This window comes from Pseudomonas sp. P9_2 (assembly GCF_034008255.1).
GTDB classification, from domain to species: domain Bacteria; phylum Pseudomonadota; class Gammaproteobacteria; order Pseudomonadales; family Pseudomonadaceae; genus Aquipseudomonas; species Aquipseudomonas synxantha_A.
On record NZ_CP125376.1, the window covers coordinates 366361 to 390847 of the forward strand.

5 protein-coding genes are annotated in these 24487 nt (G+C 59.4%); 4 read left to right on the forward strand and 1 reads right to left on the reverse strand.

Annotated features, from left to right (window positions below; translation table 11 throughout):
• Window positions 1–76 precede the first annotated feature (76 nt).
• Window positions 77–3175 (forward strand): transglycosylase domain-containing protein, encoded by a 3099-nt coding sequence (locus tag QMK52_RS01660; RefSeq protein ID WP_320403748.1) that lies wholly within the window; start codon window positions 77–79, stop codon window positions 3173–3175.
• Here the strand turns inward: QMK52_RS01660 and QMK52_RS01665 are convergent.
• Window positions 3162–7799, reverse strand: coding sequence for a hypothetical protein (locus tag QMK52_RS01665; RefSeq protein WP_320403749.1), 4638 nt, complete (start codon window positions 7797–7799; stop codon window positions 3162–3164). The two genes, QMK52_RS01660 and QMK52_RS01665, sit on opposite strands and share 14 nt — an antisense overlap.
• 133 nt (window positions 7800–7932) lie before the next feature.
• Between QMK52_RS01665 and QMK52_RS01670 the strand changes: the two genes are divergently transcribed.
• The 3 genes from QMK52_RS01670 to QMK52_RS01680 all read left to right on the forward strand — a co-directional run bounded on the left by QMK52_RS01670 (window position 7933) and on the right by QMK52_RS01680 (window position 24396).
• Window positions 7933–13011 carry a dermonecrotic toxin domain-containing protein gene (locus QMK52_RS01670; RefSeq protein WP_320403750.1) on the forward strand — a complete coding sequence of 1693 codons (5079 nt, stop codon included), beginning with the start codon at window positions 7933–7935 and terminating at the stop codon, window positions 13009–13011.
• Between the two features lie 198 nt (window positions 13012–13209).
• Window positions 13210–18105, forward strand: a complete 4896-nt coding sequence (locus QMK52_RS01675) for a hypothetical protein (protein ID WP_320403751.1) — start codon at window positions 13210–13212, stop codon at window positions 18103–18105.
• A gap of 45 nt (window positions 18106–18150) precedes the next feature.
• Window positions 18151–24396 carry a membrane-targeted effector domain-containing toxin gene (locus tag QMK52_RS01680; RefSeq protein ID WP_320403752.1) on the forward strand — a complete coding sequence of 2082 codons (6246 nt, stop codon included), beginning with the start codon at window positions 18151–18153 and terminating at the stop codon, window positions 24394–24396.
• Window positions 24397–24487 lie beyond the last annotated feature (91 nt).

Genomic DNA, 24487 nt, shown 5'->3' on the forward strand with positions numbered 1-24487 from the left:
AAACCTCATGGCACCGGCAATCAGCGTCTACGCTTCAGACAAGTCCGATCAATCTGCAAGCAGGGATCAATCGACTATGGGCGCTCTGTGGCAAACCGGTCCCGTCAAGGCTGAACTCGACAACGACAGCCCGCCCCCAGCACCTTTGCCCAAAAAAACCAGGCCCTGGCGGCGCCTGGGTTGGCTGATCCTGTTAATGGCCTTGATCGCCCTGGGTTTTGCCGCCAACCGGGAGATCCACACTGCCCGTTGGCAGGCTCGCGAGTTCAGCCAGTGGGCCGCCAAATTGACCTACAGCTTGGCTCCAGGCGCCAGCGATGCCATCGTGTATCCCGGCGCCGGGCCGTTTGACCAGCGCCTGGGCTACAGCGCCCTCGGCGAATTCCTGCCTCGCCTGCTCAAGCGCAACTACCTGATCCAGTCCCAGGTGCGCTTTTCCGAGGCACTGATGGATTACAGCCAACATGGCCTGTTCATTCCCTACGCCGAGAAAATCCAGGCCGGGTTGACCATCACCGATTGCCGCGCCGCACCGCTGTATCAGTTCAACTACCCTACCCAGTTGTATGCGCGTTTCGATGACATACCGTCGCTGATGGTCAACAGCCTCCTATTCATTGAAAACCGCGAGTTGCTCGCCGCTGAACCCGCACAGGCCAACCCGGCGGTGGATTGGCCGCGCTTTGCCAAGGCTGCGTGGTCACAACTCGCCCGTCAATTGCACTTACCGGGACAAACTGCGGGCGGCAGCACCCTGGCGACCCAACTGGAAAAGTATCGCCATTCGCCCGACGGCCTGACCCTGTCGGGCAGCGAAAAAATCCGCCAGATGCTCTCGGCCAGCGTGCGGGCTTACCAAAATGGCCCGGACACCCTTCCCGCCCGGCAAAACGTCGTGCGCGATTACCTCAACAGCGTGCCTTTGTCCGCCGTGCCTGGACACGGCGAAGTCCATGGCATGGCCGAAGGTTTGCGGGTGTGGTACGGCGCCGACTTCGCCCAGGTCAATCGAGCCCTGCTCGATACGGCATCGACGCCAGCCAGCCGCGCCGCGCGTGGCCTCGCGTTACGCCAGGTATTGTCGCTGATGATCGCCCAGCGCCGTCCTTCCCATTACCTGGCCAAGGGACACGACGAACTGGCACGACTCACCGACAGCCACCTGCGCCTGCTCGCGCAGAACGACGTCATCGACCCAAAACTGCTCCAGGCCGCGCTGGCAGCGCGAGTCACCTACCGCGACTGGCAGCAACAGCCGACCGTCCAGCCCATCGACACCAACAAGGGTATCAGCGTCGCCCGCAGCCGCCTCGCCGCGCTGCTCAACCGACCGCTGTACGACCTTGACCGCCTGGACCTTTCCGCCACCAGCACCTTGCACGGCGAGCTGCAAACCCAGGTCACCGACTACCTCAAGCAACTGGCCGACCCGACCTTCGCCGGTAAAACGGGCCTGCTCGGCGAACGCCTGCTGACGCCCGCCAGCACATCCCAGGTGCGTTACAGCTTCACCCTGTTCGAGCTGACACCGGACGGCTCACGGGTACGTGTACAAACCGACAACACCGACCAGCCCTTCGATATCAACGAAGGCAGCAAACTCGAGCTAGGCTCCACGGCCAAGCTGCGAGTGCTGACCACCTACCTGCAAATCATCACCGAGCTGCACGACAAGTACGCCGCACAAGCACCCGCCGCACTGAAGAAAGTCGACATCGCCGAACAGGATCGCATCAGCCGCTGGGCCGTCGACTACTTGATCCAGACACCGGATAAATCCTTGGCCAACATGCTCGACGCCGCCCTCGACCGCACTTATTCGGCCAGCCCCAACGAAGGTTTTTTCACCGGTGGCGGCCTGCACCACTTCCACAATTTCCGTAACGAGGACAACGGCCGCAACCCGACCTTGCGCGATGCATTGCGCGAGTCGATCAACCTGCCGTTCATTCGCCTGATGCGTGACCTGGTGCGTTTCAGCACCTATTCGGGCGCCAACAACAGCGCCGAGTTGCTCAAGGACGACAGTGACCCGCGCCGCCAGGAATACCTGGCCGACTTCGCCGACCGCGAGGGCACGACGTTCCTGCGCAAGTTCTGGAAGAAGTACCAGAAGAAAGACACCCAGGCCCGCCTCGACACCTTTCTCGACGGCCTGCGCCCCACGCCGATCCGCCTGGCCGCCGTGCACCGTTACTTGTTGCCCAACGCCAGCCAGGGGAGCTTCGACCTGTTCGTGCGTGCGCACCTGAACGGCATCAAAACCGGTGAGAAACTCACCGACGAGCGCCTGCAAAATCTCTACAAAGCTTACGGCCCCGGCAACTATGACCTGCCCGACCAGGGCTATATCGCCAAGGTGCACCCTCTGGACCTGTGGCTGATGGGCTACCTGCTCAATCATCCCGAGGCAACCTTCAGTGAGGTGGTCAAAGCCAGCCAATTCGAGCGCCAGGAAGTCTACAGCTGGCTGTTCAAGAGCCGCCATCAGAGCGCCCGTGACAGTCGCATCCGCACCATGCTCGAGGTCCAAGCCTTCCTCGATATTCATCAGCGCTGGCAGGCGGTGGGCTATCCATTCGACCATCTGGTGCCCTCGCTGGCCACAGCTATCGGCAGCTCCGGCGATCGCCCGGCGGCACTCGCGGAATTGATGGGGATCATCCTCAACGATGGCGTACGTGCGCGGGTGGTGCGTATCGACAGCCTGCACTTTGCCGCTGATACACCGTATGAAACCCAGGTGATCAACGACCCCGCCGAAGGCAAACGGGTGATGCCGCTCGAAGTGGCGCGAGCACTGCGCGGGGCCTTGTCCCAAGTGGTGGATGCCGGTACGGCCAAACGCGTGGCTGGCAGTTTCAAGCTGGACGACGGCACACCGCTGGCCATGGGCGGCAAGACCGGCACCGGTGACAACCGTATCGAAGCCATCGGCGCCGGCGGCCGGGTACTCAGTTCCAAGGCGATCAACCGCACCGCCACCTTTGTGTTCTATATCGGCGACCGGCACTTCGGCACGCTCACCGCCTTCGTCCCGGGCAGCTCGGCACAAAACTTCAAGTTCACCTCGGCGCTGCCCGTGCAGGTGCTCAAAGGCATGGCGCCCATTCTGCTGCCGTACCTAAAGCCAGGCAGCCACACGCTGTGCCAGCCCGTGGCTAGTCAACACTGAAAAACAGGCGTCGGGCAAAAGGCCGCGTGATCTTTGCCCGGTCAATTTCCAGGGTCTGGCGCACACGCCCGGTCTGGCCACTGCGCATACGTGTGAACGCCTCGGCCTCGACCCGGGCCTGGGCCTGGCGTCCCAGGCGCTCCTGCTCGGGGCTCTTGAGGTGGGGATCGCCCTCATAATGATCTTCCGGCCCCTGGGCCCTTTTGTAGTGGAAGTGTGCGTAGCACAAAACCCGGCCGGTCTTCCTCGCGTCAACGACCGCATACACCTGCAGATAATCATCAACCGTGTCCTTGAGCAGTACACGCTGCCCCTTGCGGTAGATGAGCACTTCATTGTGGCGCTTGAGAAAATCGACGTGGTCCTGAGTGGTGGGTCGCAGCCGGGTCGCTTTAATCCGTGCCGCCAACCCGGCAGCCTTCAGTCGGGCGTCAGCCAGGCGTAGATCGCGCGCCATCGCCAGTGCCTTGGCTTGCTGCACAGCCACCAGTCGAACGGCTTCCATACCCTGACGCCTGCGGTCAATCGCCTCGGCGGTCCAGCGGCGAGTCTTGGCCTGCGCCTCGAGCAAGTCCTCCAGGGAAGACGGATCGTTGACCCGCTCAATCAGCACCTCCACCTGCTGGATCGCTCTACGCTCATCATCCAGCAGTGCCTGACCCTTTTTCAGCAAGCTACCAAGCTGCGCATCAGGCTTTGGCGTCGGCGTCACCGGCTCCCAAATCCCGTCCTGGCCCTCGGTAAACGTGCCGATGAGCTCGCCGCCAGCCTCATGCAACTCTGCGGTGACGGGCGCCAATGACGTGGCTTCATTGATCTGCGCCACATACATATCGTGATTACGAGTACGGATAATTTTTTTACGCCGGGTGCCTTGGGACACTGATGCGGGTGCAGTCGGCCGTTCTGCCTGGGGTTCAGGTTGCAAGAGGCTCGCCAGTTCTCTTTCGACCTGTTGGTGCAGGCTGGCAAGCAGCTCCTGCAGTTTTTGCAGGTACTCCAAGTCGAATTTTTCCGGCTCCATGGCACGCCAGAATTCAATCTGATCGTCGACTTGCGCATAGACTTGGTCAATATTCTTCAGCAGTTCAATGCGTTCTGCCGGCGTTGTTTGCAGCAGTTGTAAGTCCGCCAGAGAGCGAGTGGCACGGCGTGCACGCTTGACGGCTTCGTTGACAGCGTCGAAGAAATCGTCGCTGAGCTCAGGTCCCGCAACATCGATGGAAATTCCCCACAAGGTCGTCAGTTGCAAGACTTGCAGATCCTGTATCAAAGGGCGCCCGGCTAGCGTCAGCGCTTGGGCCTTGTCCCGACCTAGTCGAGGAACACGGCTCAACTCATCCAGATACCCGACCTCCAGGGTTCGCCAGCGGATGCCCTTTTCTTGCACAGCCGCCAACTCACGCATGACGGTGCCCAGCTTGGCATGATCCTGGCGGTTGATATCCGATTCGGCTTCTTCCGGGGTTTCCTCACTCAGCCGGTCCAACAGCGGCCTGAGCCTGGCATTGCAGTCCACTACGTGTCGTCGAGACTCTGTATCCAATAACTGCGCGGTCAGAATCACTGACTCCAACACTCGGCAAAGCTCTACTTCATAGCCAGGGCGAGGGCCCAATTCCCGTAGGCGCTTGAGTAGCTGCAACTCCCGCTGTACATGCTGGAACTTGCTGCTCATTTCCCGACCATAGCGCTCCCATGCCTGGGTACGTTGCGGGTCAGTGATTTGCCCGGCGGGCCGGGTCGCCAACGTGCGTGCCAGGTGCATCGCGGTGTTCGCCCTGGCGCAGTCCGCCTGGGCATTTCTATAGTCAGCCTCAAGTGCTGAGAGGATGGCCGGCTGCGCGTGCCGGGCTTGCTCAATCACCTCGTCGGCATTGCCGCCCGCCAACCGCAGTCTCAAGTCAAAGTCCCACCGCCCCTGGCCCAGGTGCCTGAGCCAAGGTCCAAGGGTGGCGCCATCAGCGCTAACCACCCGGACCACGCCTTGATTGATTTGCACCCGGTACAGCGCCCCTCGAACCAACGCCTGCCATTGCACAGGCACATGGGAGGTATCACGCAACAATCCCTGGGTAGCACCACTGGGCTCGGCGTTGTCCAGGGCAACCGGCCAGGGCGTCGGGAAGGTCTTCAGGCGCAACGGCTGGATCAACGCCCGCTGTTGCGGCGTCAGCACGTCGCGGGCATTGGCCCAGCGGGTGGGCGTGTAGAACGTCGCCGGCGGGGCAACAGGCTTGAGCGGCACAGCCCGTTGCACGGGTTCGACACCCGCCAAAGGTGCAAACACCGGGTGCTCCAGCGCCAAATGCTGTTGGGCATCCTGGGGCGCGGCCTGATGAGCCACAATCGCCATCAGGTTCACCAGCATGTCGGTGAGGACTGCACTCCTCGCTTGCCCGTCGTGACTCTGCAGCCCTTGGATATCGCGCTGCGCGCTGTCGACTAACTGAGCCAGCCAGCCCCCCAGCATCAACGGCCCATTGAGCAACGGCAGCACAGTGCCCAGTAGCAGCCAACCGACCTGCTTCAAGTTGGCCCAACGCTGCTCGGCATTCGACACCGACTGGCGGTCTGCCAGGGCTACCAGTGCCTGGGTCGTGGCGTTGAACACCTGCTCCGTCGGGTCGGTGGTGACCACCTGTTTGCTCAGTTGTGCCGGTGCCGGCGCCTCATACACGCTGAACTCATCGCCCGGTAGAACGCGGCGAATATGCGGCTCATGAAAGCCATTGTTGGCATAGATCGCCTGGCGCGCAGGCGCAAGCCAGGTCAACACATTGTCCTGCAGGGCACCTGGGGTCTTGATCGCCGTAAACAGAGCCTCCAGCGATTCATATTCCAGCAGCATCGGGCTGAACAGTGGCCGGTACAACAGGTGCGGGCCGACTTGCCCCTGTTGCGGCCCGATAATGAACATGTTGGCGACCACATCTGCTGCGGCCTGCGCCGACGCCTTGAACGCCAACGTCCACAACGCGACCGCCTGCCCACCGACCTTGCGTTCGGCGGCACTCGCCTGCAAGGCTGCGAGTACCCGCTGAAAACCGCTGCGGGTCACACCGTGCTCGCCCTTGATCTTCGATTCCAGGGCCAACATAGGCAGTTGCACCCGCAGTTGCCGGCTGAACTGTTGCCGACGACGGGCGGCCCCAGCCGTGTCGTCGATCAGTGTTTTTTTCAGCAGGGCAGGATAGGTTTGTCCCACATCCGCCTCGTCCACACAGCGCTTGATCAGGTCGTACGTCAGCCAGGTCGGTGCCTCTGTGTCGTTGAGCGTGATGCGCTTGGCGGTGTGCGGGAAGCCGGCAAGGTTTTCCAGGGCCAGCTCGGTCAGCGTCACCGTGACAGGGTCCACTTCCCCGGCAATGAACCCGCCAGGCACCGGCACGGCTGCCGCGATCACTCGATCAAAGGTCAGCGAAACGTCACCCGGCTGCAGGCTCTTCGCACCAGGTTGCCTCCTCAAGCACTGCTGTAACTGGCGGTCAGCGTACTGGGTAATCGACTCGATACCCTCAAGAAAATCCGCTGCCCCGCTTTCATGCTGGGCCAACACCCACTGCTGCAACAACTGGGCGTAGGCAATGCTGTCCTCAGGGCTCGCCTGGGTCAGCCACCCCGGCATGACCTGGCGCAAACGCTGCTGGGGCGCGCTCAGTTCACAGATAAACCAACGCCTGGGATCAATGATGTAATCGAGCAACGCTTGGCACGCCTGCGGCGTACGCCGCACCGTGCGCTGGATGCTATCAATCTCCAACAGTTGGCGTGCCAGATAACTCGACGCCAAGGCATCGAACGGGTCGCCTTGAGACTCCAGGACGAACCACTGCTCAGCCACTCCCGTCAACACTGGGCTCGTGTAAGCCGGCAACAGAGCGCCGATGTCGTCCAGACTATCGAGCGCGTGGATACCGCTAGCCGGGCTGAACAATAAGGTGGTCGAGGCATGACTCAAGACCAGCAGCGGCAACATCTGCGTTTGATCACCCCCCTGCAGGTGTACGGTGCGCACCTGCAACGGGCCGCCATGCAGGCTCCATGCAGCGGTCGGCCGCACCGGGCGTAACAAGGCCTTGGGGAACAGCGCAGCGAAACGTTTTTCGTCCATGCCAGGGGGGATCGGTGAGTCGTAGAGCAACGCCAACAGGTGGTCGGACAGATAGCCCCAACGGCCCCTGTTTATCGGAAGAAGCTCACGCCACCATGTTTGCAAACGATTGGAAAAAGACTTCAGAAGCACGGCGCCGCACTCATTGATCAATTTCTCCAGCTCAGCCAGGGTCGGCCCACTCGGCGCAAACACCTCGCGAACCCGACGGACCACAACCTGATACTGCTCGACCAGCAATGTCGGCCTGGCACTGGCCAAGCGCTGCACCACTAATTCGGGCAAAGGCTGGTAAGTGTAGGACGGCAATGCAGCGGAGCTGTCAGCGGTAGGTGTGGCGATATGGATCAAGCCGGCCATCCACTGCTGCGGCGCAAAATGCTGGTCCAGATAGGCTTGGGCAGCCTCTTGCGCCACAGTGAGCAGTGACGGCGGATCGCGGAACAGGGTCTGGATCTGGTCAATATGGGGTTGGCGCAGGGAAGCGGGGCTGGGTTCGGTCGAGGTCATGACAGGGTTTCTCGGTGTGATAGAGCCATCGACGCTACAGACTGCCCGACACCCAGTGTCGATAGACAGTTACTGCCAGGTGCTCCCCTGCGCAAGCCTAATCTGAGTGCCCGTCCCACTACAGACATACGCCATGACCGCCATTGCCCCCTCTACACACGAAGATAAAGGCCAGCACTACGACGTCATTCGCAAGGCCTTGCCCGACTGGATCACGACGCTGTCGGCATCACGTGTCAGCGCCTTGAAATCCAGCCGAAAAGCTATTGCGGCCTGGTACAAAAGCGCCTCGCCCCACCAGCATCAATTATTGAAAACCGCGATTGCCGAACATTGGAAAACCCAAACCCTCATTGACCAGAAACTCGCCCCGGCCACCGACCTCAAAGGCTTCGCCGAACCGTTGTTGAAAGCCGCGCTGATACAGCAATACAACCTCGATGTCGATGTCCGCAGCACCTACCTGCGGCTCTATGCTCCGGCCAACCAGGCATGGTGGGTCGTGGATTTCAGAGGTGGTGTGCAAAGCCGCACGGTGTCGCTACTGGACGCGGCGCTGCACAATTTTGCCGACAACGAGACATTCACCGCCGATTCGCAATTCATCACCCAGCCCGACGCCTTGGGCCATTTCGAAGTCCTGCCCCTGAAAGCCCGGCTGTCGATCCAGCAGTTCAAAACGCTGGTTCGCGGCCTGGACATCGGCGCCCAGTACCAACAGCACCTTGAGAACTATCTCGGCCGCACCGCACCTGTGGTCGAAGGGGTACTGCGCGCCCAGGTGTTACTCAACCAGCAGGCCGCCCTCACGGTGGCCGCTCGCATGGCGTTGATCAAGGGCGATATCCAGGCGTTGGATCATGCGTTGATCACAGGTTGGGTCAAGGGCCAGCAACACCTGACGCTCGACGGCAAGGCCGCGCACTGCCATGACCTGAGCCTGATGGATGCCACCTTGACCGGCGTGGTACTGATTGCCGCCGACCTGGAAGTCAGTCGCCAGGCATCGCCCGTGATCGCCTATATCCCGGATGACCCGCAGCACCCACTCAAGCGCTACGCCTCGACGGTGGAGTTCATGCAGGCACTGACGGGGCAACTGCGCCAGCCCGACTATCAGCAATTCTTCAGCCGGTTTGTCGAGCATCAGTACCAGGGGCATTTTTTCAACCAGTTGGGCACGCGTTTGAGCCAGGTGAAATGGCATCAGCACGCGCCCGGCGATCCACAGCCGACCTGGCGTGAAACACCCATCGACAACCCCAACCTGCAGTTCAGCGTGACGCGTGTACGCACGCCACTGTGGGAGCACCTGTATCAGCAAAGTCTCAATAAAATCCTCAACGATGCCCGTGAACTGGCGATCGCAACCGCCTACGCCGACCGCATGGCACGTTGGGCCTGGTGGGACAATCTGGAAAAAATCTTCTCGGACATTCTCAACGCGGCGCTATTAGTAGTGACCCCCTTCGTTCCGTTTTTGGGCGAATTGATGCTGGCCTATACCGCTTACCAACTCGCCGACGAGGTGTTCGAAGGATTGTTGGATTGGGCCGAAGGCCAAGGCATAGAGGCCATTGAACATGTGGCAGGGGTGACGGAGAACGTGGTGCAACTGATCGCGTTCGGCGCCGCCGGGCAACTGGCCCATCTTAAGCTATCCCCCTTTGTCGAGGGTTTGAAGCCTGTGACGCTGGCTGACGGCAAAACCCGTTTATGGCATGCGGACTTGAGCCCCTATGAACAAAAAGCCGTAACCCTGGCCCCCGGTTCGAAAGCCGATGCCCATGGGTTTCACTCGCACGCCGGCAAAAAAATCCTGCGCCTGGAGAACAAGCACTACGAGGTCAGCGAGGAAACCGACACCGGCCGGCACCGGATCATCCATCCACAACGCCCGCACGCCTATCGTCCCGAGGTGGCGCTTAACGGTCAGGGTGCCGTCGTGCTGGAGGGCGAAGAACCCAGGGCCTGGGACGACTCACAACTGCTCCAGCGCCTGAGCCCCATCACCGCCACCTGGCCACCTGCACGCCTGCAACAGTTATACGATATCAGTGGCACCGAACCCGGCGCGTTGAGGCATATGTACGCCGAAAACCAGGCACCGCCGCCGCTATTGAGCGATACCCTGAATCGCTTGGAACTGCGGCAGCAGATCGACGCTCTCAGCGAACCCTCCGCCGACAACGGTGAAGCCGCCTATTGGTCCGCCGACATGGTAACGCGAATGCCTGGCTGGCCGGCTGATAAAGCCGTCGCGGTGTTCGAGGCCGCCGACCTGAGCGGCGAGCCGATGCACCATGGCGCAATGCAGGCAACTCAGGAATCGACGCTGACCATCAGCCGTGAAGCGTTATTGGCAGGCCGGCTAATCCCACGAGTCGTAGACTTTCTGGACACAACCGAGCTTGCCGCTCTACTCGACCAGCCCTTGCCCGCCGACAATGACGCGCGGGTGCAAATCCTGCGTGAACAGCTGAGCCGTTACATAACCACACGCAAGGAGGACATCTTCGAGCACCTGTACGGTTTCAAACGCCAGTCGAAAAGCGCCCACGGGTTACTGCTGCAACGCCAGTTCCCCGAGCTGCCCGACACGCTGGCCCAAGTGATACTGAACCAGGCCCGCCCGGCGGAAGTGCAGTTGATGAATGACGAGAAGCGTTTGCCGCTACGGCTCAAGTATCAGGCCAGGGAATTGCAGTTCGAAGCACAAACCACCCACGCCTACGAAGGTTTCTACCCGGGCAACGCGCCCACACCCGATACCGAACGGCTGCTGCTCAATGCCTTGAGGATTCACAGCGACGCGTTCGCGAACCTGCGCCTGAGTATCCGCGAGCAAGTGCCCAGCGGGCAACTGCGTTGCCGTGTCGGTCCGGACGAGGCGGCGACCGATACGCTGCTGGTATGCACAGCGCCAGGGCGATATGCACGCCATGAAGCCAGCGGCGATAACACCTGGGACCTGTATGAAGCCGTGCTGCAAGCCGTACCCCCTGGCACCCTGGGCTTTGCACCGGGTGACGGCGAGGCATTGCGCCAGTGGCTCACACGCACCCTGCAACCACCCGCCGAACGCCGCGCTGTGTTGGCCGAACCGCCGGTCTTCACCGTCGCCCCCCTGGAAATCCAGGATCTGCTGCAACATCCAATAGTCAGCGCCCTGCGCCGTAGGCTGGGGCGTGCCAGCGTAGACGAGCGCCTCAAGGCTCTGTATCCGACACTTTCCGAAGAAGATGTAGCGGCCTATGCCCTGTCGCTGGACTCGGCCGAGGGAAAGCGTCTGCTCACTGAGCTTGAAACCCAGAAAAAAGACCTGCTCGATGCACTCGAAAATTGGCAGGAGCTGCCAGCCGCCGGTACCCGCAAGCGTCGCGCAGCACTGCCGGAGCAACTGTTCAGGAAACGACTGAGCACACTCATACAGCAGAGTTGGGAGCAATCGGCCCAAGGTTACGAAACGGACTTCGGCGAGCGCCGAGTGGGTAGCGAACTGGACCTGCGTGGAGAAACCATCTACGGGTTTCTACAAAACTTTCCCCGATTGGATACCGCGTTGAACCACATCACCAACCTCAACCTGGCAGGCACCGACTTCACGGATGCCGACAGCCCGTTCCTGCACAATTTCCCTAACCTGCGTATGCTGGATATCACCGGCAAGCACCTGATGACCTTCCCTGCGGCCGTCAGCGGTATGCGTCGCCTCACCCATCTGGGCCTGTCCGAAAACCCGATTCGCTGGCGTGCGCAAAACCTGGAACACCTCAGGCAATTGCAGCACCTGAAGGTATTGATCCTCTCGCACAATGAACACCTGGTCACACCGGCGGACATTAGCCGCATGCCGGAATTGTGCATACTGGCACTCAACAACACTCAGATTCGTGATTGGCCGATAGGGTTGTTCGAGCTGCCTCGCTCGCCCGACTTCAACCTGAACTTGCTGAATACGCCAATCACCCAAGTACCGATTGTCGAACCCGGTTCGGCGCAAGCCGAACTGGTGACACGTGCACGCCTGGACAACAACAAGCTGGAACGCGACGCCGAGGATCGGATGGTCAGTTACCGGCGTGCCGCGGGCCTGGATCCTTATCGCACCTATCCCCCCCGAGGCCAGCTGGACAGTCAATTCTGGCTCGAACACCTGACACCCGAAATACGCCAGGGATGGCAGGAAATCTGGGACGATCTCGAACGGGAACATGGCTCACAGGGTTTTTTTGAAGTCATCAGAAGCCAGCGACCACCCGCCCCCGAGATCGTCCACGACCCGGCCGACCTGGTGCGCTACAACCAGAACCTCAGACAATTGCGCACCAATGTCTTGCGCCTGCTAAGGGCCGCCGACAGCGACGAACAAACCCGCACCGCGCTGTTCAACCTGAGCGCTATGCCGACCCACTGCGCCGATGCGGGCGCCCATCTGTTCAACGCCATGGGTATCGAAGCCATGAAGCTGGAGGCATGGCGCGAGCCGACCCCTCAAGCCCGGACCGATGCGCTGGTACGGCTGGCCAAGCAAAAGGCCCGGTTGGACAAGGTCAACCAGATCGCCAAGAAAGACATCCAGACTCGCCTCAACACCTCCACACTCAATGAGGATGGCAGCGAAGGTCCCCCTTTGCGGCTGACCACCGATGTGGTCAACGGTGTTCCGGGCACCCTGGATGAAGTCGAAGTGTACAGCGCCTACCAGACCGGCCTGAAGGAGCGTCTGGATCTGCCTTGGCTGGCGGATCACATGCTATACCGCCATGCTGGCAATGTCGCAACCTCGCAACTGGTCAATGCCTACAACAAGGTCATCGAAGAGGAGCAAGGCGACGGGCTAGTGAACCAAATGCTTGAGCAGTATTTCTGGAAAGACTACTTGGTCAATACCCGTCCCGAGGCGTTCCGACAGATCAAATGCCAGCATCAACAGGCCAGTGAAAGCATCGACGACTTGCGCCTGGCTCAAAACGCTTGGGCCGCCAATGAACAACTGCCACCGGAGCGCAAAAGCTCGACCACCAGTACCCAACTCCGGCAGCGCCTGCTCGAGCTGGCAGACGCGCTGAATGTCCCCCATGAGCAAGTCCTGACTCGCGAGCCTATGACGGATGCACTGTACTTGAGCCTGTTTCTCAAGAGTTTCTACGACGAACAGGAACTGGGCCGCCGCCTGACCCGCGAGGCCATGGTTGCCGCCGGGTTGTAACCCTCACTCCCATTGCACAAGCGAGCTGGAACCAGGCGCGCCTCTGGTTCCAGCAAACCTCAGCTGAATGCAGAGATGAAAGGCCCATGCTGTGGTTATGTATGGCCGCCCCTTTACCCTGGGTAAGTAGTGTAGGTCGAGTCGATCGTTCGATTCACATGGGGTGCCGTCACCCTATCTCTACAGGAAACCCAGGTTATGTCGTCACTTACCCTTCCGCCAGCCGAAGACTTGCTATATCGGTTACCGGCATGTCTCACCGCCATTGAACATCTGCTCGATGCCCAACCGGACTTCGCCACGCTGATGGCTGCCCATTTGCGCCAGGCACTGGCCAACCTTGTGCCCGGTACCCCGCTTGATCCCGATGCAGTTTTCCTGAACGAGTATGTGTACGCCCCCCCGACAACGGACATTCCAGACCGCCTCGAATCCAAGCCCCGTGTCACCCGAACGCATAACCTGACCCAGGTTATGCAAGAGGCTATTGCCACCGGCAAAATACCGACCGAGCATGCCAAGGCACCGCAAACCGGCGTAGTCGAGCAGGCCGTGGGCTTCTACACACGCGCTCACGACACTGGTCGCGACGGCGAAATATCGGCGCTTGAGGTCACGGCCTTCAATCAACTGATCAGCAACCTGCACCATGACAGCCTGGCACTGTACGCGCGCAGGCTCGATGTGTTCTGGACGTCTACCCAGGCAACCACCGGTGCGCTGAGTGTGTTGGAGGCCATCAGTCAAAAACAACGCGAAGTGTTCGTGCTTGAGTCGGACCTGAAAACCCACGACGCCCTGCAAGAGGTCACAAAGGCCGAGCAGGCGTTGCAGAAAAAACCCACGGACGCTCAAGCCCTGGCGAACGTTGCCGCAGCCAAGGCCCACCTGAAGATACACACCGAAGGCCGGCAGTTGATCGACAACCTGGTGCGCCATGAGACCTCGGGCACTGCCACACGGCCACAGGTGGTGACGATCACCCTGTACTCAACGCGCCAGCCCGAATGGTCGGCGGCGCTGAACGGCTGCTTCGTACTCACCGAACAATTGCACGGGACGCGTCCGGCGGTCCTCTACACCCCGCAATTCGGGGTTGAGGTATTCGAGCATTTCGTCACCTTGGAGAACACCCTGCGCAGACGCCTGGTGACGGGTGCCGATAAAAGCCGGCTGCTTATCAACATTGCGCTCAGCCAGCGGCACCTTGCCGACGAAGGATTACGCAGTGGGCAGCACTTGCGCTACACGCCGATTACCGGCCCTGTATTCAGCACGTGCCTGCAAGCCCAGCGTGACCAGCAAGATGCCGATATCGACCAAGCCTTCAGCGCCACCCCTACCACGTTTGACACCTTGGCGACCGCACTGAGCGCGACCCTGGCACTGCCGCTCAAGGGTAGCCCAAGCTTGCGCGCCCGCCTGCCTGCGCCGGTAGACCCAATGACCTTGCCCGTCCTCGCCCACACCCCGCCAGACCCTGAACAACAGGCGCAGTTGATACAGCTTTGGAACTCACTCAACCAGCAGATCGAATACGTACTGGCCCCAGACAAACACCCTTCGCTGGAGGGCGTGTTGTCAGCCCTGCTCAAGGAGACCTTCCCGCAACTGGCCCACGAAACCAAACCGGTCGATTTGTATGTCAACCGCTACCGCACCGACAGCGACGGCCAGCGCCATTTTGAATCCTCGCAAACCTTGTTGGAGGCGCTTTGCACCTTATTGCGCTGGGAAGATGAACCCCAGGAACAAGCGAGCCACACCGAAGGCGTCTTCAGCAGCGCCACGGCTTTCAGCGCTGCCGACCAGATCCCCTACACCGGCACACTGACGGCCCTGGCAGAAGCCCTGCTGGCCAAGTTGACCGCACACATCACCACTTACTGGCAGACGCCCATAGCGCCTGAATTGGCCTGCCCACAAGCCAGACTGATAGAGGTGCACCGTCAAGCCCTGGAGGTGCAGGCGCGCCTGGGTATGGCCGACAATACCTTGAGCCCGCAGGCCAAACGGCTGATCGATCACGCGCTGCACTACCCGACCCAGGCCCGTCGTGAAGCCCGCTTCAGCCACGCAAACCGGCCAGGGGTGTATCAATTAACACTGAACACCGGTGACGCAGAGGGTGCGCGCCTGCCCGGCAGCTTCGTCCTGACCTCCAGCGACGACTCCCGCCCGGTACTTCCCCATTGGCCCTACAGGCACAAAAACCTCAGTACCCATGAAGCTGGAGCGGGTACGGTAGTGCTGTATACCCCGAGCCAGGGCTTTGAAGAATTTGCCACCCTGCAAACACTGCACGACACCCTCAAGGCACGCATCGATAGCGGTGGCGACACGGGCAGGTTATTGATCGCCAGCTTGCCGCTGCTGGTACTGCGCGGCAAAACCGGGTTATGGGGCAGTGACCTGCGCACCACCTTTGCACCGATAGCCCGTGATTTTGTCGCCGACAGCATTCAGGCATTACTGGACAAGCAGCAGTCTGATATCGAAGCCATCCTGGGCCTGAGCGAGGGTGAACCGGATCCCCAGAGCAACGGCCGTGTAGAACTGGTCGAGCTGTTGGACATGGCAGAGGCCTTTGTGGCACGCAACCAGCGGCTGCTGGAGCATTGGCGGCCAGACTGGGAAAAGCGCCTGAACCCAGCGGACCAGAAGGCACTGCAAGACCAGCTACGCACCGCAGACGAGAAACAGAACGAACTGAGCAAACAATGGAACGCGCTGATTCCCACACTGGCCGAGTATGCCAGGCAACAGGTGCTAGTGAAGATACGCGCGTTCCTGCCAGACTATCCCACACAGGGCATTGACCCCGACCAGACGATGGTCATCCGTACCACGCGAACCCGAATCAGTGGCGGTGCCGGTTTTGGCTCAGTACATGAAACTGTGAGGTCGAGCCCCATAAGCCTGACCAACCTGCTGCTGAAAAACAACAAACCATGGACCAGGAGCTTATCGTGGACAGAAGACGACACGTTGGAAGCCACCCTGACCACCTCGCAGGGCAACTGGCTACGTGACGCCCAAGGTAAAGCCATCACCGTGGACAAGGAACGCCTCGAACTGTGGGTCAAAGAGCTGAACATCGGTCACGCGTACACCGAGAACGTCCTCAAAAAACACCTCGCCCCCCAGACCGCGACGGCCGTGAAAAAAGCCTGGATGGCGAGCCAGGCGGCGACCCTGGACTATGCAACCTTGTTGGCCCGCCTGAGTCCGGATGCCTACAGCACAGTATTGGCCAGTGACCCCGCCCAAAAGAAAGGCGCCGCCTGGATGGCGGCAGTGCTCGCCGCTACCGACCCCAAGGCACGCCAACCGGTCGACGGGCAGACAATCATCGTCAATGCCCTGATGTTCAACCCCGCCAACGACGCTCCCGAGGGACGCGGCGGGCAAACCGTGAACGGCGTTTTGATACTCTCCACCGCCGTCGATGAAATGCTGGTGCTCTATACCCCGCATGCGCCCGACAGCGTGGAGCTCAGGGAAGTCGCCAGCGAAGCTGAACTGATCAAACTGATGCGCACTTCGGCCTGGCAGGCTTACCTGCAGGCACGTTTACCCGCCAACACCCGCTTGCTCAATCATCGCCTGATCGCCTATCCAGGCGATGTACTGGAGGGGCTGTACCGGCAAAACCACCTGTATTTGCTGGACAAAACCGATACTGAAAGCGTGACCAACGAGGAATTGACCTACCAGTCCACGCTTAACAAAGTGATGTTCAGCGTTGAAGTCGTGATGACGGTGCTAGGTGGGTTCCCCTGGGCCGGGCATCTGACATCTTCCGCCTTCAAGTGGCTGGGCCAGATGGGAAGTACCACGGTCCAGGCTTTACGCAAAGTGGGGCAAATCGTTGCAGGGTTGGTTATACGCAGGAGGAGCGGACAGGTCCTGTTCGAGTTCGCAACAGCCACCACCACGGTCAGCGGAGCTGCACGCACCGCCGGTATTGGTATCAAGCCGTTACAGATGCTACTCAGGCCCGCGAAAAACACGCGCAAGCCCGACCTGACGGCCTATGAGGCAGCCTTCCAACAAGAGTCTCCCGCCCTGGTGGTCAAGGATGGCATTCCGGCCGGCTCGTCTCTGTCCGAAGGCACAGGCATCTATCGCACCACCAGCAATCCCCCCACTTGGTTGGTCCACGCCGCCGATGGGCAAGGTAAAGAGCAGGTGTTTCGAATTCAGAACTCGTTCAACCTCTACGACCCCCATGGGCTGGTCGTCCCGGTACTCACCCCTCGCGGCGGGGGCACGTCTTTCAAGCTGCGCAAACTGGCCAACCAATCCTGGGCATTGGACACGCTGAACCGTGTGCCCGGCGGAGGGCCAAAAGTCGACAGCGCAGTCACCGTTGCTCTCAGGGACTGGAACGCTCACGTCGCCGCCAATGCCCAGTCAGCCAACCCCCTGACAACGCTGAACCCCGCAGACTTTTTCAAAAGCCGAGCGGTCGCAGTCAAGACGTGGAACAAATATGTAAGGCAAAGCGGCGAAATAAACGCGGCGGGACTAGCCAGACTCAGGCCAGCCCCCACGCAAGGGTACGAACCTTTTACAGACGAGCTTTTCAGCACCTGGGTAGGGCTCGGTGATGAAACCACGGCAGCCGCAGACGCCTTTGTAATCGCACATCGTATTAGTCCAACCGTGTGGGCGAGGTACGTTTCAAGGAGCGGCAAGTTGACCGAGCCAGGCATGACCCGTTCAATAAGATTAGCCCATCTCTCATCGGGCGCGAAAGGCAAGATCACCGACCAACATATTCTGGACTGGGACAGGTTGTACCTGCGACCGGAAATCCCTAGAACCACCCCCATCACCAAAGCGGAGGTGGTGAAATATGCATTGGATAACGGCTTTCACATCGACTCCTGGATGAAATACGTATCCCCCAAGGGAGGTGCTTTCTTGAGGCATAACGCCGGTCATGCAGCGCGCCTTGATCGCCTGGGAATTCCCGCTACAGCGCCACAAACAGCCCCTATCGACTTATCAGTATCAGGCCCCGGCCTGATCGCACCCGGGAGCGACACTGTTCGACTGAATCGCCAGTCATTACCGACGCTACCTTGACCGGCTCCTTGAATAGTTACCGCCGACACAACCCGCCCAAACCTCATGCTGATGGTTCATTCCATCAGCATGAGAACCTTGACCATGAGCACGCCGAGCCCCGCTCCAACCTTATCGACGTTTCAGGAAATTCGTACGCACCTGCTTGAAATCGACCCTGACCTGCGCACGCAAACCCAGGAGCCTGTCGCATTGCCGCCCGAATTGCTTGCGCTGGAAAAACTCAACACCAACCTGATCAGCGCCAACAACATCCTGCTGAACAGATCACGCAGCTTGTTTGAAGCACTGACGCAGGCGGACCTCACCCAAGAAGCCGGCAAAACCTTGCTCGCCCAGCTCAGAACCGACTTGGACACCCACCTGCAAGGTCTTGATGAAGTCAGCACGGTCGGCGATAAAGGCCGTAAGAGCTACCTCACCCAGGCGGCCGGTCTTGGCGCGTTGGAGCAGCAAGCCAAGCTGGATGTGCGCGATTACCTGCTAAGCCCTGCCGAACTGCGCATGGTTGAAGACTGCTCCCGAGGCCCGGCCTTTCGCCCTGGCATGTACTCGCTCACTTTCAGCTACCAGGACAAAACCGTGGAATTTGCCGGGGCCTTCGTTCTTACGAGAAAGTCCAGCCCAGTCGTGGACAACCTGACGTCGGTAGAAAACCTCGGTCAGGTCTTGTTGTTCACGCCAAACAGGGGGCTGGAGGCCTTCGACTCTCTGGTGCAGCTCGACCAAAGCCTCAAGGCGGCTTTGGCGCTACCGGCAGGTCGAGCGGAGTTCTGCCGACACTTGCCTGTACGTTATCAAACGCTGGATGTCGTCGATATCTGGCCCTTGCAATTGCTGCCCATTGACGGCGAGCCACTGTTCGAACACACCTACAACGCGATCATCGACAAGCGCAGCCAGGACATCGAATGGGCATTGAGCCTGGTTGAAAACCCGCTGCACGACGCAACGCTGCTCAAGTCAGCATTGGACAACGCGGTGACAGCAGCGCTGCCAGACTTGTCGTCACGCTTGACGTTCAGGCGCCAACAGCTACTCGAACGCAGCGTCTATAACAGCCTGCCGGATTGGTATCGCAACGCGGCAGCGACGGACCAGCAAACCCTGAGTCGTTGCATACAGGACTACAATCAGGCTCGGGCTACCTATATCGAGCTACTGGGGCCTGTCGCTTCGCCTCAAGCCCTGACGGCTTTCCAGTTGACCGAATATCTGGACGAAGTGCTTGAAATCCACGACCTGGACCCGCGCCATCTGAACATCACCACCCGACGCAACGTCGCCAATCTCGGCACCTATGAGCAGACCCGCAATCTGGTGCAGTTGAGCTACGACGGGCTGCATACCGGCGACGAGTTACCCGACTCTGACTTTTTGGCCAATACCACCCTCACTTATGCGAACGCGGCACTGCAAGGCGAGCATGCCGATCTGGATGCGCAGGGTCTGCTCAACATGCTTCGCGAACCAGGCCTGCAACCGCGCCTGGACTTTGCCGCGCTACAAAAAGAAATGCAGGCCAAGACTGAATTCAAAAAGGCTGCTCGCGACGTGTTTGATCATCGCCTGGTGTTGCTTGCCTTTGTCGCCCGGTTGCGCGGCGACCTGAGCCAGGCAGACCATACCTTGTTCGAAACGTTGCGGGCCGGTACGAACCCGCTCCTGTGCGCACGCACCGTGCTGCTGCATGGTGCGCAACTCAAAGACCTGTGGTTATTGCGCGAGGAAGATGCCAACGGCCAAATCCGGCGTTTGCTGTTGTGCACCCCGGATTCGCCACGCGAGCGACAGTTCCTGGCATTCACCACCGAGCGCGAATGCCAGACGCATATCCTCGGCTGGGCCGATGACAAAACGCGGTTAAAGGGTCGCACCATGAGCGACTACCTGTTGGAACAATGCCCGCTGCGTTTTCGCCCGAAGATGCGCACGTTCCTCGCAGGGTTGGGCTTCAAGTCCGACGCAAAGGAACACGAAGAGGTGACATTCGGCCCTGTGTGCTCCCACAGGGTCTGCCTGGACGCCATGGTCGTGCATGCGCAAAGCGCTGCACAGGACGACTACGACTACAGCACGCCGCCATGGTATCGCTCGGTCCAGGCGGCAGACCGAGTCCGTTTGACCAGCCTTGCCGAAGATACCGCAGGTGCCTTGCGCACCTATAACGCCCTGCCCGACTCTGAAGCCAACTTCATTACCTTCGATACTTATCTGCACGACAAGGCCAAACTCAGCCTGAATACGCTGCTGGGCCGCCCTCAGAATGATGTTGACCCGGACACCGTATACATTTCGGCACCGTGGCCGCTGTTGGGTGACCTGCCCAAGCCCATCACCTATACCCGGCTGTACAGAGACGGTTACACGGATAACATCGGGTTCATCGACCCGAAATTCTCCACCTCGGCCACGTTCAGCGGGCCGGAGGGCATCGACCTGGGGCCCCTGACCCCGCAAAACGTGTCACGGTCGGTGACCGGTGTATGGATCGGTCAACGCTACACCGACGAAGTGCGCGCCAAATTGCAAAGCGCGAGCAGCCCCGGTTACGCCAAACGCCGCGACGCCACCTTGGCGATTACACAACTGCAGATGAAATACGCGGCGCTCGATTGCTGCCTGCGTGGCCTGATCGCCCGGGTCGACTTGACCTGGCTAGAGCGTGCCATCGACAGCCTTGGCAGCACGGTGGCTGCGACCCGCACCACTTATCAGGTACATCGCCTGACGATTGACGGCGATTGGGTGATCGGCAACTACCTGTTCAGCCATGCAGGCAACCCGGTTTTGCTCTACACCCCCAACGCCCCCGATGGCATCAGCTTTCGTGAGGCAAAGCTGTTCAACTACTGGCTGAAAAAAGTCGACGGCGTGTCGGGTTACCTGCAAGGGCGGGTGCCGGTTCAATCCCAAGTACGGATCGGAACATTTCTGAAGACTGCCCGCGACGGATTGCCCGAGACGATTGACCGTACGACCCCCAGCCCGGCGCGCTATGACCGCACAACCCCCGCCACAACCCTGACCGACCTGCGCAATGACTTCTACAACATGGTGTTGCAGCGAAAAATTGATGATGTGATTGCCACCACGGTCAATCGCACGGAGATGATCACGGGGATTCTATGGACGTGCGTCGAACTGGTCACCGTCATCGCCACCATCCCTTTTCCCGTATTGAGCCTGGGCCTGGGTGGCTTGCTGGCGTTCAAGGACGCGATGCTCGCCATCAGTGCCTACCAACAGGGGGACACGGCTGGCGCCTTGAAACACTACATCGGCTACCTGGCCAATGTGGGCGGTGCTGTACTGTTTGACTTTCGCCCGGCCCTTAAAGCACTGCCTGTCCGGCCGGTGACGAAAGCGATAAAGCAGGCCACGCTGGTCAACGATATTGACCCTGGGATTGCTGCTGGAATGCAACCGGTAATGTTCAAGGGCAAACCGCTCTGGATCAAGAACACACCAGATTCTCTGGGGCGACATCTGCTGTTTCGCTATGACCCAGTCACCGGGCAAATGCAGTCGACTACACGTTTGGTCATCAAGAACACCGATGGCAATTGGGTACGCTCCGGGATTAAGGGAGGAGGGAGCAGACAGACGCATATGCCACTGCAGGAGGAGGTCGACCAGTCACTGGTGCCCTACGAGATTGCGCCCGAGCAAGGGAGGTACTTCAGAAGCGCGCTCGACCTTGAGTACCTGGAAACCCTCGCCCACCCGGACGACGTCCTTCAAGAGAACGCATTTCCGGCGTTCTATGTTCATTTGAAGCCTCTACGCGACAGCTATTCCAAACAGGTGGATGAGCTGGCTAAAGATGCGCAAGCGCTTTACACCTCGCCTCCCGCGCGCCCGGACCGCACCGGCTTACCGGAGCTAGCGCAGGATTCCAACCGGTCTACTGCGCTTGTCACTCTGTTCCGACACAAAATGAGGCTGATCATTGGCGCACCCAACGCCAGCGTTGCCAGTAAGCAATTACTGATCGAAAGCCTGCCGGCCTTGAGAGCGCAAGGACTCAGGCGTGTGTGCATCGAAAACCTGCCGGCAGATGTCTTCCGGAACAAACTCAAAATCATCAACGGCGAAACCCCGGGCAATGTCCCGTATGCCTTGAAACGGGTCAAGAAGCATTTGGAGCAGGTCGACACAAGCTTGGGCTGGGACAAGAATGCGCCTTTTACCTACCGTAAACTGATGATTGAAGCCCACAAGAACAAGATCGCGATCGACGGCGTGGACGCCTCGAGTTCTTATCATATGGAACACGTGCTGGAGCTTTCTAACTTAGAGCGGTTTGCTCCGCGCACCAACCAACTTAGAAACTTCTATTCCCACAAAGCCCTTAGGCAAAACGAAGATGGCTGGATCGCCCTGGTTGATGAGGCTCGAATAGGGAGCACGAACGAGGTGCCGGGCCTGGCCGATTTGCAGAATGCCGTCGCCCTGCGTGTGGAGGAGGTTGCCCCAGGCCAAGTAGAGAGCATCCTGCCTGATACATTCTCCCCCTCGCTATCCCGGGGTGACTACAGGCTGACAATGGCCCCAGCCTCACAAACCTTACCGACGGCAGATCCCTCGAGAGCGGTACAAGTCCCCCCATCTGCCTCTCATTACAGTGAGTTTGATCTGCCCGAGGTGCATAAACCAACGCTGAACGACATGCTGCTTACACGTGACAGCTTTAACACGCCCCGCCCACCTGCAACTGGAGCCCCAGACCATTCGGCATTCGAGGCTTTCAAGCAAAAACGCAGTAGCCTGGGTGAAACCGCCCAAAAAGCTTTTGCCGAATACACGCCACCTCCACGCGCCGACTTCGCTGACCTTGCCACGGCGACCACTGAGGAGGCGTTTATCGAGAAACTGTGTAAAAAGATACGCGGACTTTTCATCGGCGAAGTCCATTCTCATACCTACAGCAAACGGTTCCTGATCAAGTATATGAAGCTGTTGAAGCAGAAGGGCGTCAAGACATTGTACGTGGAGCACCTGCTCACCGACCTGCATCAGGCAGAGCTGGATCTTTTTAACCTCACGAGCACAATGCCGGAAAACCTGAAACGTTATCTGAAACAGCTAGATGCCCGCCGAATGCCCCGTTATACCGGCGACGATACTTACACCAATGTGGTCAAAGCCGCGAACAAGGCAGGCATTCGCGTGCGTGCGCTCGATTGTACGGCCAGCTATCACGTTAAAGGCATGAACACGAACAACGCCCGCACGAACCTTTTCAACTATTTCGCCAATGAGGTAATCAAGGCCGACCAGTTGGCACAGGGCCCGCATAATTGGGTAGCGCTCATAGGCGACTCCCACTGCGATACGTTCCTGGGTGTCCCGGGCATCGCGCAACTGCAGGAAGCGGTCAGCTTGAGGATACTCGATGTCCCTCCCTCCCAGGCATTACCTCTGCAGCGGGGAGGATGGACTATCGTCGGGCCCGAGCCGGGCGCCTCCGGAACAAGAGCCCTGCGCAGTGATTTCAAGTTGCACGTCGGTATTGCCGGTACGCCCGCGCTGCCGTCTAGAACTGCAACGGATCAGGCATGGCTGAGAAATGTCGACGACTTCCTGATCGAGCAACCCTCAAACACCGAAGCCAATGTGGTCTACCGCACCCCTTTCGGAGGGAACGAGAGCGCCCCTATTAGAATTGACGACACAGGGAAGTTCTTTATTGAAGAGTTTCCGCTATTGAAAGATAAACGTTTCACAACGTTGGAACAGGTAAGCCAGGCACTTAGTGGCGATGCGTATATGTCCCACGTTTCCGCTGCGAGCCTGCCGAGCGCACAGCTGAACAAGGCCAAGTACGCCCTGATCGAACGGCCTTCATCTTTTGAGACCTGGTTGGTCCACAATTCCGGAAACGGAGAGATTGTTCGCACGCCTATTGAACAGGACTTCATCAATAACAAGTTCTTTATTAAACGTTGGAATATGGATAATAGGCGCTTCCAGACGGTCGAACAGTTGATCGAGGCACTTAAGAAAGAAGTCAATTTGACATTTGTCCCCGCTACGGCTTCGCCCCGAGCGCGGTTGGTATCGGCAGGTGACTTCGTGGTTGAGCAACAGGCTTCGTCGCCTCAAGCCACCCTACTCCACCGTTCCGGTGATTTAAAAATATATTCCACCCCTATTAAAAATGATGCTCAGCGGCAGTTCTATATTGATAATGATCATTGGTCGAAGTTGCAAAACAAACGTTACGCAACACTGGATGATTTGATTGATGCCCTCATAAAGGTCGTGGGTTTGAAAGCCGCTTTGTAATGCCGTGATCGGTGTTGGCCCTGCCCGTTCCTGGGGCGGGGCTTTATTGACCGTTGAGGGGCAGACCGGTCTACCATCGCGACCCGTTAGT

Excerpts from the sequence above, each read along its gene's own strand:
- QMK52_RS01675 (WP_320403751.1), top strand. The coding sequence starts at position 13,210 with ATGTCGTCACTTACCCTTCCGCCAGCCGAAGACTTGCTATATCGGTTA.
- QMK52_RS01660 (WP_320403748.1), top strand. The coding sequence starts at position 77 with ATGGGCGCTCTGTGGCAAACCGGTCCCGTCAAGGCTGAACTCGACAAC.
- QMK52_RS01665 (WP_320403749.1), bottom strand. The coding sequence starts at position 7,799 with ATGACCTCGACCGAACCCAGCCCCGCTTCCCTGCGCCAACCCCATATT.
- QMK52_RS01670 (WP_320403750.1), top strand. The coding sequence starts at position 7,933 with ATGACCGCCATTGCCCCCTCTACACACGAAGATAAAGGCCAGCACTAC.
- QMK52_RS01680 (WP_320403752.1), top strand. The coding sequence starts at position 18,151 with ATGCTGATGGTTCATTCCATCAGCATGAGAACCTTGACCATGAGCACG.